The organism is Bacillus sp. S71 (assembly GCF_016625265.1).
GTDB lineage: Bacteria > Bacillota > Bacilli > Bacillales > Bacillaceae_G > Bacillus_A > Bacillus_A cereus.
Genome location: NZ_JACVUW010000002.1, coordinates 531,810 through 545,167 on the forward strand (window position 1 = coordinate 531,810; position 13,358 = coordinate 545,167).

The following is a 13,358-nucleotide window of genomic DNA, read 5'->3' on the forward strand; positions in this document are numbered from 1 at the left end:
ATATTGAAGAGAGAAAAGAGCCTTGCTGCTAATAGTGAGGCTCTTTTTTACTTGTTTTATATAAGGGATTTGAGTAGTTTCTCTTAGAATGCCTATGATAGAATATATAAGGTGAAAGAGAGCGATTACAGATGCTAATTGGTACTCAAATAAAATGCAATAAAGAAAATAATGTGACGGGGTGTGAGAATCTTGAATGATGTTGTACAAGTTCCTGTTACGGATGTAAAGGGGATCGGAGGAGAAACATCTGAGTTACTACATGAGATGGGGATTTATACAGTTTCTCATCTATTAGAACATTTTCCGTACCGTTATGAAGATTATGCGATGAAAGATCTTGCTGAAGTAAAGCATGATGAACGTGTAACGGTTGAAGGGAAGGTTCATAGTGCTCCTTTGCTGCAATATTATGGTAAGAAGAAATCGCGTCTAACAGTTCGTGTTCTCGTCGGTCGTTATTTAATTACGGCGGTATGTTTTAATAGGCCTTACTATAAGCAAAAATTAACGTTAGATGAAACGGTAACGATTACTGGTAAATGGGATCAACATCGTCAAACAATTGCTGTATCAGAACTTCATTTTGGGCCAGTTGTACGTCAACAAGAAGTGGAGCCTGTTTACTCAGTAAAGGGGAAACTTACAGTAAAACAGATGCGTCGTTTTATTGCTCAAGCGTTAAAGGAATATGGAGATTCTATAGTCGAAGTGTTACCGGATGGTTTGTTAGGCCGGTATAAATTATTACCAAGATATGAAGCACTTAAGGCTTTGCATTTTCCGGTAGGACAGGAGGATTTAAAGCAAGCGCGTCGCCGTTTTGTATATGAGGAATTTTTCTTATTTCAGCTGAAAATGCAAACACTGAGGAAAATGGAGAGGGAAAATTCAAAAGGGACGAAGAAAGAGATTCTGTCAGTAGAATTACAAGAATTTATCGATGCATTGCCGTTCCCGTTAACTGGTGCGCAGCGCCGAGTTGTAGATGAAATTTTAAAAGATATGACATCTCCTTATCGGATGAACCGACTATTACAAGGTGACGTTGGTTCTGGGAAAACAGTTGTTGCTGCGATTGGCCTTTATGCATCGAAATTAGCTCATTATCAAGGTGCTTTAATGGTTCCTACAGAAATTTTAGCTGAGCAACATTATCAGTCGCTTGCTGAAACGTTTTCGCATTTTGGTATGAAGGTGGAACTGCTAACAAGTTCTGTTAAAGGTGCAAGACGCCGAGAAATTTTAGCGAAGTTAGAACAAGGAGAAATAGATATTCTTGTTGGAACGCACGCTTTAATTCAAGATGAAGTTATATTTCATAGGTTGGGTCTCGTTATTACAGATGAACAGCATCGATTTGGTGTAGCGCAGCGCCGAGTTTTACGGGAGAAAGGTGAAAGTCCAGATGTATTATTTATGACAGCGACACCAATTCCGCGTACGCTTGCAATTACTGCATTTGGAGAGATGGATGTTTCGATAATCGATGAGATGCCAGCAGGTAGAAAGGTGATTGAAACATACTGGGCAAAACATGATATGTTAGATCGCGTCCTCGGTTTTGTTGAGAAGGAAATAAAAAAAGGAAGACAGGCATACGTTATTTGTCCTCTAATTGAAGAATCTGAGAAACTTGATGTGCAAAATGCTATCGACTTACATAGTATGCTGACGCATCATTACCAAGGGAAATGCCAAGTTGGATTGATGCATGGGAGATTATCGTCTCAGGAAAAAGAAGAGATAATGGGCCAGTTTAGTGAAAATAAAGTGCAAATTCTTGTATCGACAACAGTTGTTGAGGTGGGTGTGAACGTACCGAATGCGACTGTGATGGTTATTTATGATGCAGAACGTTTCGGTTTATCGCAGCTTCATCAGCTTAGAGGGCGTGTCGGGCGTGGTAGTGAACAATCATATTGTTTATTAATAGCAGACCCTAAATCAGAAACAGGAAAAGAAAGAATGCGCATAATGACTGAAACAAATGATGGATTTGTATTGTCAGAAAAAGATTTAGAATTACGAGGTCCTGGAGATTTCTTTGGGAGTAAGCAAAGTGGCTTACCAGAATTTAAGGTTGCTGACATGGTACACGATTATCGAGCGTTAGAAACAGCAAGGCAAGATGCGGCGATACTAGTAGATTCAGAAGCATTTTGGCACAATGATCAGTACGCTGCCTTGCGTACGTATCTTGATGGGACAGGTGTGTTCCAAGGAGAGAAGCTCGATTAAAGGGAGTCAACAAAAATTTTTGTTGCATTCTACTTTTAATGATTATATACTACTGTTAGTACCTAGTCATAAAAATGGATGGTGCGGTATGAAGAAAAGAAGAAGTAAAAAAGAAAGACAAGAATTATTACAACAAACAATCGAATCAAATCCTTTTATTACGGATGAAGATTTAGCGGAAAAATTTCAAGTGAGTATACAAACAGTACGACTGGATCGTATGGAATTGTCTATTCCTGAATTAAGAGAGAGAATTAAACATGTAGCTACAAAGCAACATGAAGAAGATGTGAAATCTTTACCGTTAGAAGAGGTTGTCGGAGAAATTATTGATATTGAATTAGATAGACATGCAATCTCTATCTTTGAAGTAAAGGTAGAACATGTATTTAAAAGAAATCAAATTGCCCGTGGGCATCATCTGTTTGCGCAAGCAAACTCACTAGCTGTTGCGGTTATTGATGAAGAATTAGCTTTAACTGCAAAGTCTACCATTCGATACATTCGCCCTGTAAAATTAGGAGAGCGTGTTGTTGCAAAAGCGCGCGTTGAAGATGTAGAGAATGATAAGGGACGGACGGTTGTCAAAGTGCGTAGCTTCGTTGGAGAAGAACTTGTTTTTACAGGCACTTTTGAAATGTATCGATCTAGTAATTATAGTGAGGAAGGTAACAACTTATGAAAATCGCAATAGATGCAATGGGCGGAGATCACGCTCCAAAGGCTGTAGTATTAGGGGCAATGAAAGCTATTAAGGAATATTCTGATTTACATATTACGTTAGTAGGGAAAGAAGAGGAAATTCGTCAATATTTAACGAGTGATGAACGAATTACTATTCTTCATACAGACGAAAAAATAGAATCGACGGAGGAACCAGTAAGAGCGGTTCGTCGAAAAAAACAAGCTTCAATGGTACTTGCGGCACAGCAAGTAAAGGATGGAGAAGCAGACGCTTGTATATCCGCAGGTAGTACAGGAGCTTTAATGGCAGCTGGATTATTTGTTGTCGGTCGTATGGAAGGAATTGAGCGACCAGCTTTATCGCCTACAATGCCAACTGTAGATGGAAAAGGTTTTGTTATGTTAGATGTTGGAGCAAATGTTGATGCAAAACCAATTCATTTATATCAATATGCAGTAATGGGATCTGTTTATGCTGAGAAGGTAAGAGGAATTGAAAATCCTCGTGTTGGACTATTAAACGTTGGAACAGAGGATGGAAAAGGAAACGAGCTTTCAAAGCAAGTATTTGCAATGCTTAAGGATGCGCCAATTAATTTTGTTGGGAACGTTGAATCGAGAGATTTATTGCAAGGTGTAGCAGATGTTGTTGTATGTGATGGTTTTACAGGGAATGTAGCGTTGAAATCATTAGAAGGAACAGCACTTGCGCTATTCTCTATGTTGAAAGAACAACTAATGAGTTCGTTTACGAGCAAATTAGCAGCGGCGGTATTAAAGCCAAAACTTATGGTATTAAAAGATAAAATGGATTATTCGGAGTATGGGGGAGCTGCATTATTTGGATTGAAAGCACCTGTCATTAAGGCTCACGGTTCTTCTAATGACCAGTCGATATTTAGTGCGATTCGTCAAACGAGAGAAATGGTAGCGAAAGAAGTAATTCCTACAATTTCAAGCGTAATGGAGAAAGAGTCACTCCAATAAGAGGAGGATTTGAAATGGGAAAAATAGCATTTCTTTTTCCGGGCCAAGGTTCACAGGCAGTTGGAATGGGTAAACAATTAGCAGAGAATAATAAAGAGGTTGCAAAAGTGTTTGCAAAAGCAGATGAGGTGTTACAAGATTCACTTTCAGAAGTGATTTTTGAAGGACCGCAGGAAAAGCTTACATTAACAACAAATGCTCAGCCTGCATTATTAACAACAAGCTTTGCTATTTTGACAGCTTTGAAAGAGTATGACATTACACCTGACTTTGTCGCTGGTCATAGTTTAGGTGAATATAGCGCTCTTGTAGCAGCTGGTGCATTAACTTTTGAAGATGCGGTATATGCTGTAAGGAAACGCGGGGAATATATGGAAGAAGCTGTTCCGGGCGGGGAAGGTGCAATGGCAGCTATATTAGGTGCTGACCCACATATGCTGAAACAAGTTACAGAAGAAGTAACAAGTGAAGGATATGCAGTGCAAATCGCTAATATGAATAGTACGAAGCAAATTGTAATTTCTGGAACGAAGCAAGGCGTAGAGCTTGCTTCTCAAAGAGCGAAAGAAAATGGTGCAAAGAGAGCAATTCCACTAAAAGTAAGTGGGCCATTCCATTCCTCACTTATGAAGCCGGCAGCTGAGAAGTTCCAAAGTGTTTTGAATGAAATTACAATTCATGATACGAATATTCCTGTTATTGCAAATGTTACGGCGGATGTTATTACACGTGGTGCCGACATTCAAGAAAAGTTAATCGAACAGCTTTATTCGCCTGTATTATGGTACCCGTCTATTGAATGTATGGTGAAGCAGGGAGTAGATACATTTATTGAAATTGGACCTGGAAAAGTACTTGCTGGACTTATGAAGTCAATTGATTCATCAGTGAAAGCATATGCGATATATGATGAAGAGACATTAAAAGATACCATTTCAAATTTGAGAGGAGAAAACTGATGTTAAAAGGGAAGGTAGCATTAGTAACTGGCGCTTCACGTGGAATTGGTCGCGCGATTGCGATTGATTTAGCGAAACAAGGGGCAAATGTAGTAGTAAATTATGCAGGTAATGAACAAAAAGCAAATGAAGTAGTAGATGAAATTAAGAAATTAGGTTCTGATGCAATTGCGGTAAAAGCAGATGTTGCAAATGCTGAAGATGTTACAAATATGGTGAAACAAACAGTAGATACATTTGGACAAGTTGATATTCTTGTAAATAATGCTGGTGTAACAAAAGATAATTTATTAATGCGTATGAAAGAAGAAGAATGGGATACAGTTATTAATACAAACTTAAAAGGTGTATTCTTATGTACAAAAGCAGTATCTCGTTATATGATGCGTCAACGTCACGGTAGAATTATAAATATCGCTTCTGTTGTGGGTGTTATAGGAAACCCAGGGCAAGCTAATTATGTTGCTGCTAAAGCGGGTGTTATTGGATTAACAAAAACATCTGCAAAAGAGTTAGCAAGTCGAAATATTACTGTGAATGCAATTGCGCCAGGCTTTATTGCGACTGATATGACTGATGTACTAGATGAGAATATTAAAGCCGAAATGTTAAAAGTTATTCCAGCTGCTCAATTTGGTGAAGCGCAAGATATCGCGAATGCTGTAACGTTTTTTGCTTCTGATCAAAGCAAATATGTTACAGGTCAAACGTTAAATGTTGATGGCGGTATGGTAATGTAATAAAAGAATCGATTTCACCTAGTTTTTTTGGTCAATATTTAATATAATATTTGAGGGGAGGTGAATGGAATGGCAGATGTTTTAGAGCGCGTAACAAAAATCATCGTTGATCGTTTAGGAGTAGAAGAGACTGAGGTAGTACCAGCTGCAAGCTTCAAGGAAGATTTAGGAGCAGACTCCCTAGATGTAGTAGAACTTGTAATGCAATTAGAAGATGAATTCGAAATGGAAATTTCTGATGAAGATGCTGAAAAGATTGCTACTGTTGGCGATGCTGTGACTTACATAGAGAGTCATCTATAATGCTTAAGTGAAGTCCCGTTTTTTAGCGGGGCTTTCTGGCTTATATCTGGAGGGACCTATGCCGTACCGAAAATATAGAGAAAAAAAATACGAAACAAAATATCGTGAAGCATTTAAAGTGTTTCAAGAAAAGATAGGTATTACGTTTACAGATGAAAAATTATTGATTCAAGCATTTACGCATTCATCGTATGTGAATGAGCATCGAAAAAAACCGCATGAAGATAATGAGCGTCTTGAATTTCTTGGAGATGCAGTATTGGAACTTACTGTATCGCAGTATCTGTTTCAAAAATATCCGACAATGAGCGAAGGAGAGTTAACAAAACTACGTGCAGCTATTGTATGTGAGCCATCTCTTGTTCGTTTTGCGAACGAATTGTCATTTGGTAGCCTTGTTTTATTAGGAAAAGGTGAAGAAATGACAGGTGGACGTGAACGACCAGCTTTATTAGCGGATGTCTTTGAAGCGTTTATTGGTGCCCTTTATCTTGATCAAGGGTTAGAAACAGTTTGGGAATTCTTAAAAGAAATTGTATATCCGAAAATTAATGAGGGTGCTTTTTCTCATGTGATGGATTATAAGAGTCAGTTACAAGAATTGATTCAGCGTGATGGTAGTGGCAATGTTGAGTATCAAATTTTGCAAGAAAAAGGACCAGCTCACAATCGAGAATTTGTGTCACGTGTTACGTTAAATAACGTAGCTTTAGGTCTTGGTAGTGGTAAGTCGAAAAAAGAAGCAGAGCAACAAGCTGCTGCAGAAGCATTGAAAAAATTAAAAGAACAACTATAAGGAATCCCCCTTTGAATGAGGGGGATTCCTTGTGCATAGAATGAAACTTTCTTTTTGTTTGTAAATAAAAAGAAGGTAAATCCGTATAATAGCTTGTTTTTGTATAGAGAACATTTATAACGACGGAGAATAGGAGGAAGGCCTTTCGTGTTTTTAAAAAGATTAGAAATAGCAGGGTTTAAGTCTTTTGCTGAGCGTGTATCTGTTGATTTTGTCCCGGGTGTAACTTCTGTAGTAGGACCTAATGGAAGTGGGAAAAGTAATATTACTGATGCAATTCGCTGGGTACTTGGTGAACAATCTGCAAAATCATTACGTGGTGCAAAGATGGAGGATATTATTTTTGCAGGCAGTGATACGAGGAGAGCGGTTAATGTTGCTGAAGTAACAATAACTTTAAATAATGAAGATCAACGTTTACCAATTGAATACAATGAGGTGTGTGTAACACGTCGTGTATCTCGTTCAGGTGAAAGTGATTTTTATATTAATAAACAATCATGTAGATTGAAAGATATTATTGATTTATTTATGGACTCTGGTATGGGAAGAGAAGCTTTTTCAATTATTAGCCAGGGGAAAGTGGAAGAGATTTTAAGTAGTAAGTCAGAAGAGCGTCGAGGTGTATTTGAAGAAGCGGCAGGCGTACTAAAATACAAACTTCGCAAAAAGAAAGCTGAAGGAAAATTAGAAGAAACACAAGAAAACTTAAATCGTGTACAAGATATAATTCATGAATTAAGTAGTCAAGTAGAACCTTTAGAAAGACAAGCTTCTATTGCGAAAGATTATCTTGAGAATAAAGAAGAATTAGAGAAAGTAGAAGCTGCGCTTATTGTCCATGAAATTGAAGAATTGCATGAGAAATGGGAAGCACTTCGAAATCAGTTTGGGCATAATAAAAACGAAGAAGCTAAAATGTCAACGAATTTACAAAAAAGTGAAGAAGAACTTGAGGAATTACGAGGACAATTACAAGCGGTAGATGAGTCTGTAGACTCGTTGCAAGAGGTACTTCTTCTTTCTAGTAAAGAGCTAGAAAAACTAGAAGGGCAGCGCGAGTTGTTAAAAGAGAGAAAGCAAAATGCTACGACGCATTGTGCGCAACTTGAGCAGTTAATTGTTGAATTAACAGAGAAAGCTAAAATTTACGATGGTGAGATTGAGTCAAGTACAGAAGCTTTAATGCAATTTGTGAATGAAGTAAAAGAGTTGGAGCAAAAATTGCATGATAATGAGCAATTGCTTGCTACTTTTGCTGACAATTTAGAGGAACAGATTGAGAATTTAAAAGGTGACTATATTGAACTTTTAAATCAACAAGCTAGTCATCGCAATGAATTATCTATGATTGAAGAACAATCTAAACAGCAAACGTCTAAAAACGAGCGTCTAGATGAAGAGAATGCGAAATATGTAGAAATGCGTATGGAAATTACAGCGAAAAAGACGAAACTTGTAGAAAGTTACGAACAAGCGAAAGAAAAAGTAGCTGGCATTCTCTCAAACATACAGAAGACAGAGGCGGCACTTGGGAAATGTAAGACGCAGTATAGTGAAAATGAAACAAAACTATACCAAGCATACCAATTTGTGCAACAGGCACGTTCTCGAAAAGAAATGCTTGAAGAGATGCAAGAAGATTATTCTGGCTTCTATCAAGGTGTACGTGAAGTATTGAAAGCTAGAGAAAATAGGTTGCAAGGTATCGAGGGTGCTGTTGCGGAACTGTTAACGGTTCCGAAAGAATACGAAGTTGCAATGGAAATCGCTCTAGGTGCAGCGATGCAGCATATTGTTGTACAAACAGAGGAGCATGCTCGTAATGCGATTGCATTTTTAAAGCAAAATAAACATGGACGTGCAACGTTTTTACCGCAAGCTGTTATTAAAAGCAGATCGTTATCATTTGAGCAATTACGCATTGTAAATCAACACCCATCGTTTGTAGGTGTGGCGGCAGAACTTGTGCAGTACAACAATAAATATGAAAATGTAGTTTCAAATTTATTAGGTACTGTTATTGTTGCGAAAGATTTACGCGGAGCAAATGAGTTGGCGAAACAACTGCAATACCGTTATCGCATTGTAACAATTGAAGGTGACGTAGTGAATCCTGGCGGTTCTATGACTGGTGGGGCGGTAAAACAAGCGAAATCTTCTTTATTAGGACGCCAACGTGAACTGGAAGAGTGGACTCGCAAGTTAACTGATATGGAAGAAAAAACAACGAAGTTAGAAAACTTTGTTAAAGCAGTAAAACAAGAGATTCAAGAAAAAGAAGTGAAAATACGCGAACTAAGGCAAACTGTAGAAGTGGATCGTGTAGAAGAGCAGAAATTAAGAGAAGAGATTAATCGTTTAGAATTAGAAGAACATCGTATTAATGACCGCTTGTCTATTTATGATTTAGAGATTGAAGGGTTTTTACAAGATCGAGTAAAAATGCAAGGGCGTAAAGAGGAGTTAGAAGGGATTTTAGCGAATCTTCAAGCTGATATCACTGAGTTAGATAGTAAAATTGTAGCTTTAACAAAACAAAAAAGTGAGCAACATTCTTCGAAAGAAAAAGTTCAAAAAGAAATGACTGAATTAAAAGTGCTGGCAGCTGAAAAGCAACAACGCTTATCTAATCAAAAAGAAAAAGTTGAACGATTGACGAAGGAAAAAGAAGAAACGGATACGACACTTGTAAAAACGAAAGAGGATTTAGCATTCTTAAAACAAGAAATGACATCTAATTCAAGTGGTGAAGAGCAAATTACGAATATGATTGAGAAGAAAGCGTATGATCGTAATCAAACTTCAGAATTAATTCGCTCTCGTCGTGAACAACGTGTATCGTTGCAAGAGAGAGTAGAACATTTAGAACGCAATTTGAAAGAAACGACAGGTAAACATAAATATATTCTTGAAATGTTGAAAGATCAAGAAGTGAGAATAAACCGACTTGATGTAGAGTTGGAAAATAGATTACAACATTTACGTGAAACATATACGATTTCATTTGAAGCGGCGAAACTAAAATATACAATGACAATGCCTGCAGAAGATGCGCGTAAGAAAGTAAAATTAATCAAATTATCCATAGAAGAGTTAGGTACAGTGAACCTAGGGGCAATTGATGAATATGAACGTGTAGCGGAGCGTCATACATTCTTACTAGAGCAGAGAGACGATCTAGAAGAAGCGAAAACGACATTGCACCAGCTTATTACCGAAATGGATGAAGAAATGAAAAAACGCTTTTCTACTACGTTTGAAGGCATTAGAATGGAATTTCAATCGGTATTCTCTGAATTATTTGGAGGCGGTAGAGCGGATTTAGTAATGACTAATCCAGAGGATTTACTAAATACGGGTATTGATATTGTAGCACAACCGCCAGGGAAGAAATTGCAGAACTTAGGTTTACTTTCAGGTGGAGAGCGTGCTTTAACGGCAATTGCGCTTTTATTTGGTATTTTAAAAGTGCGCCCAGTACCGTTCTGTGTACTAGATGAGGTAGAGGCCGCCCTTGATGAAGCGAATGTAGCTCGTTTTGCACAGTATTTAAAGAAATTTAGTGATGAGACGCAGTTTATTGTAATTACACATAGAAAAGGTACAATGGAAGAGTCTGATGTGTTGTACGGTGTAACAATGCAAGAATCAGGGGTATCTAAACTTGTTTCGGTTCGTTTAGATGCCGGAGAAGAACTTATTGCAAGTGAATAGGAAGGATGGGAAAGTATGAGTTTTTTTAAAAAACTAAAAGAAAAAATTTCAAAACAAACGGATACAGTAACAGAGAAATTTAAACACGGATTAGAAAAAACTAGAAATTCATTTGCGGATAAAGTGAATGATTTAGTGTATCGTTACCGTAAAGTGGACGAAGATTTCTTCGAAGAGTTAGAAGAAATCTTAATTGGTGCAGACGTTGGCGTTGCGACGGTAATGGAATTAATTGATCAATTGAAAGAAGAAGTACAACGTCGTAACATTCAAGATCCAAAAGAAGTACAAGCTGTTATTTCAGAAAAACTAGTGGGAATTTACAAAGGTGACAGCGATTTTAGTAACGAAATTAATATGCAAGAGGACCAATTAACGGTTGTTTTATTTGTTGGTGTTAACGGTGTAGGAAAAACGACAACAATTGGTAAACTGGCGCATAAGTTTAAATCAGAAGGTAAGTCAGTCCTATTGGCAGCAGGAGACACATTCCGTGCTGGGGCGATTGAACAATTAGAAGTATGGGGCGATCGTGTTGGTGTAGAAGTGATTAAACAAGGATCTGGATCTGATCCAGCGGCGGTTATGTATGACGCTGTACAAGCTGCGAAAGCACGTAAGGTAGATGTATTACTATGTGACACAGCAGGACGCTTGCAAAATAAAGTAAACTTAATGAAAGAGTTAGAGAAGGTGAAGCGTGTAATTGAGCGTGAAGTACCAGGTGCTCCTCATGAAGTATTGCTTGTTATTGATGCAACAACAGGACAAAACGGTTTAAGCCAAGCGAAAACATTCCGGGAGGCAACGAATGTAACTGGTATTGTTTTAACGAAGTTAGATGGAACTGCTAAAGGTGGTATTGTATTAGCGATTCGTAACGAAATGGATGTACCGGTGAAGTTTGTTGGATTAGGAGAGCAAATGGATGATTTGCAGCAGTTTGATCCAGAACAATATGTGTATGGTTTATTTGCGAACTTAGTAGAAACAGAAGAAGTATAAGCGAAAGAAGCGGTATTTCCGCTTCTTTTTCTATAAAAATATATGATGTTAAGAAAAAAACTTGACACTCTTTTGGACTCCATGTAAACTAATTCATGTAAAGGGAAATCACTTAACAAAGGATGATCCAACATGCTCGAAAAAACAACGAGAATGAACTATTTATTTGATTTTTATCAATCGTTGTTAACGCAAAAACAAAGAAGTTATATGTCGCTTTATTATCTAGATGATTTATCTCTTGGTGAAATTGCGGAAGAATTTGATGTAAGTCGCCAAGCCGTGTATGATAACATTAAACGGACTGAAGCGATGCTTGAAGAATATGAAGAAAAATTAGTATTACTTCAAAAGTTTCAAGAGCGACAGCGACTTGTTGCAAAGCTAAAACAGCTAATCAGCGAAGAAGAGCATGTGAATGAAGAAATGAAACAAGTTGTTGAAGCTATCGAAAAATTAGATTAGGAGGGCGGCAATATGGCATTTGAAGGATTAGCCGACCGACTTCAACAGACAATGCAAAAAATCCGCGGCAAAGGAAAAGTTTCTGAAGCCGATGTGAAAGAAATGATGAGAGAAGTTCGTCTAGCTCTTTTAGAAGCAGATGTTAACTTTAAAGTAGTAAAAGATTTTGTGAAGCGTGTGTCTGAACGTGCTGTCGGACAAGATGTAATGAAAAGTTTGACACCTGGACAACAAGTAATTAAAGTTGTACAGGAAGAACTTACAGAACTTATGGGCGGAGAGCAAAGCAAAATTGCTGTTGCTAATAAGCCACCGACTGTTATTATGATGGTTGGTCTGCAAGGTGCGGGTAAAACAACGACGACAGGTAAGCTTGCGAATTTGCTTCGTAAAAAGCATAATCGTAAACCGATGCTTGTTGCAGCTGATATTTACCGTCCAGCAGCAATTAAACAGCTTGAAACATTAGGGAAGCAATTGGACATGCCTGTATTTTCTTTAGGAGATCAAGTAAGTCCTGTTGAAATTGCGAAACAAGCGATTGCAAAAGCAAAAGAAGATCATCATGATTATGTTTTAATCGATACAGCGGGTCGCCTGCATATCGATGAAGAACTAATGGATGAATTAGCGAAAGTTAAAGAAGTTGCGAAACCGGATGAAATTTTCCTTGTTGTCGATGCGATGACGGGACAAGACGCGGTAAATGTTGCACAAAGTTTCCATGAACAGTTAGGTTTAACAGGTGTTGTATTAACGAAATTAGATGGTGATACGCGCGGTGGTGCTGCATTATCTATTAAGGCTGTAACAAACACACCGATTAAATTTGCTGGTATGGGTGAAAAACTAGATGCAATTGAAGCGTTCCATCCAGAGCGTATGGCATCCCGTATTTTAGGGATGGGCGATGTCTTAACATTGATTGAAAAAGCGCAAGCTACAGTTGATGAAGAGAAAGCAAAAGAACTTGAGCAAAAAATGCGTACGCTTTCGTTTACGCTTGACGATTTCCTAGAACAACTTGGACAAGTGCGTCAACTTGGGCCGCTTGATGAATTGTTAGGAATGCTTCCTGGTGCAAATAAAATTAAAGGGCTGAAAAATGCGCAAGTTGATGAAAAACAAATTGGGCATATTGAGGCAATTATTCGTTCTATGACTAAATTAGAACGAGAACAACCGGAAATAATCAATGCTAGTCGCAAAAAGCGCATTGCCAAAGGTAGCGGTACAACTGTACAAGAAATCAATCGTCTAATCAAACAATTCGATGACATGAAAAAAATGATGAAGACGATGACTGGAATGCAAAAAGGCAAGAAAAAAGGACTAGGTGGATTGAAGTTTCCATTCATGTAAGGAAAAAAAGATGGCTCTGTTAAGAAAAAATACTTTACAAAGCAATAGTCTTTTTGCTAATATAATTATCTGTGTGAAATAAATTCGGAGGTGCTTTAT

The 13,358-nt window shown here is 37.8% G+C and carries 11 protein-coding genes; all 11 read left to right on the top strand.

What is annotated here, in order from left to right; genetic code table 11:
- The first annotated feature begins 192 nt into the window (after positions 1 to 192).
- The 11 genes from recG to ffh all read left to right on the top strand — a co-directional run bounded on the left by recG (position 193) and on the right by ffh (position 13,259).
- Entirely contained in the window at positions 193 to 2,241 is a 2,049-nt protein-coding gene (gene recG / locus IBT51_RS06295) for an ATP-dependent DNA helicase RecG (protein WP_088024031.1), read from the top strand.
- A gap of 88 nt (positions 2,242 to 2,329) precedes the next feature.
- The gene (gene fapR / locus IBT51_RS06300; RefSeq protein WP_000747349.1) at positions 2,330 to 2,923 is read left to right on the top strand and encodes a transcription factor FapR; all 594 of its coding nucleotides are present in this window, start codon (positions 2,330 to 2,332) and stop codon (positions 2,921 to 2,923) included.
- On the top strand, positions 2,920 to 3,912 hold the full coding sequence (gene plsX / locus IBT51_RS06305; RefSeq protein WP_000684100.1) for a phosphate acyltransferase PlsX: 993 nt from the start codon (positions 2,920 to 2,922) through the stop codon (positions 3,910 to 3,912). Before fapR ends, plsX begins: the two co-directional genes overlap by 4 nt.
- Positions 3,913 to 3,926: 14 nt before the next feature.
- Positions 3,927 to 4,871 carry an ACP S-malonyltransferase gene (gene fabD / locus IBT51_RS06310; RefSeq protein ID WP_000515902.1) on the top strand — a complete coding sequence of 315 codons (945 nt, stop codon included), beginning with the start codon at positions 3,927 to 3,929 and terminating at the stop codon, positions 4,869 to 4,871.
- Complete coding sequence (fabG, locus tag IBT51_RS06315) at positions 4,871 to 5,611, top strand: 3-oxoacyl-[acyl-carrier-protein] reductase (protein WP_088024028.1); 741 nt, start codon at positions 4,871 to 4,873, stop codon at positions 5,609 to 5,611. Before fabD ends, fabG begins: the two co-directional genes overlap by 1 nt.
- 69 nt (positions 5,612 to 5,680) lie before the next feature.
- Positions 5,681 to 5,914: an acyl carrier protein gene (gene acpP, locus IBT51_RS06320; RefSeq protein ID WP_000786062.1), complete on the top strand. Its 234-nt coding sequence runs from the start codon at positions 5,681 to 5,683 to the stop codon at positions 5,912 to 5,914.
- Between the two features lie 58 nt (positions 5,915 to 5,972).
- Complete coding sequence (gene rncS, locus IBT51_RS06325; protein ID WP_001146875.1) at positions 5,973 to 6,710, top strand: ribonuclease III; 738 nt, start codon at positions 5,973 to 5,975, stop codon at positions 6,708 to 6,710.
- Positions 6,711 to 6,857: 147 nt separating this feature from the next.
- Positions 6,858 to 10,427, top strand: coding sequence for a chromosome segregation protein SMC (gene smc / locus IBT51_RS06330; protein WP_075717457.1), 3,570 nt, complete (start codon positions 6,858 to 6,860; stop codon positions 10,425 to 10,427).
- A gap of 15 nt (positions 10,428 to 10,442) precedes the next feature.
- Positions 10,443 to 11,432, top strand: a complete 990-nt coding sequence (ftsY, locus tag IBT51_RS06335; protein ID WP_000007642.1) for a signal recognition particle-docking protein FtsY — start codon at positions 10,443 to 10,445, stop codon at positions 11,430 to 11,432.
- A 132-nt stretch (positions 11,433 to 11,564) separates the two neighbouring features.
- A complete protein-coding gene (locus IBT51_RS06340) occupies positions 11,565 to 11,897 on the top strand; it encodes a putative DNA-binding protein (protein ID WP_000891062.1) in 333 nt (110 codons plus the stop codon).
- Between the two features lie 12 nt (positions 11,898 to 11,909).
- Positions 11,910 to 13,259, top strand: a complete 1,350-nt coding sequence (ffh, locus tag IBT51_RS06345) for a signal recognition particle protein (RefSeq protein ID WP_000863460.1) — start codon at positions 11,910 to 11,912, stop codon at positions 13,257 to 13,259.
- Positions 13,260 to 13,358 lie beyond the last annotated feature (99 nt).

Bases quoted from the DNA above. Each gene is read 5' to 3' on its own strand.
- fapR (WP_000747349.1), top strand. From the start codon at position 2,330: ATGAAGAAAAGAAGAAGTAAAAAAGAAAGACAAGAATTATTACAACAA.
- plsX (WP_000684100.1), top strand. From the start codon at position 2,920: ATGAAAATCGCAATAGATGCAATGGGCGGAGATCACGCTCCAAAGGCT.
- fabD (WP_000515902.1), top strand. From the start codon at position 3,927: ATGGGAAAAATAGCATTTCTTTTTCCGGGCCAAGGTTCACAGGCAGTT.
- fabG (WP_088024028.1), top strand. From the start codon at position 4,871: ATGTTAAAAGGGAAGGTAGCATTAGTAACTGGCGCTTCACGTGGAATT.
- acpP (WP_000786062.1), top strand. From the start codon at position 5,681: ATGGCAGATGTTTTAGAGCGCGTAACAAAAATCATCGTTGATCGTTTA.
- rncS (WP_001146875.1), top strand. From the start codon at position 5,973: ATGCCGTACCGAAAATATAGAGAAAAAAAATACGAAACAAAATATCGT.
- ftsY (WP_000007642.1), top strand. From the start codon at position 10,443: ATGAGTTTTTTTAAAAAACTAAAAGAAAAAATTTCAAAACAAACGGAT.
- IBT51_RS06340 (WP_000891062.1), top strand. From the start codon at position 11,565: ATGCTCGAAAAAACAACGAGAATGAACTATTTATTTGATTTTTATCAA.
- ffh (WP_000863460.1), top strand. From the start codon at position 11,910: ATGGCATTTGAAGGATTAGCCGACCGACTTCAACAGACAATGCAAAAA.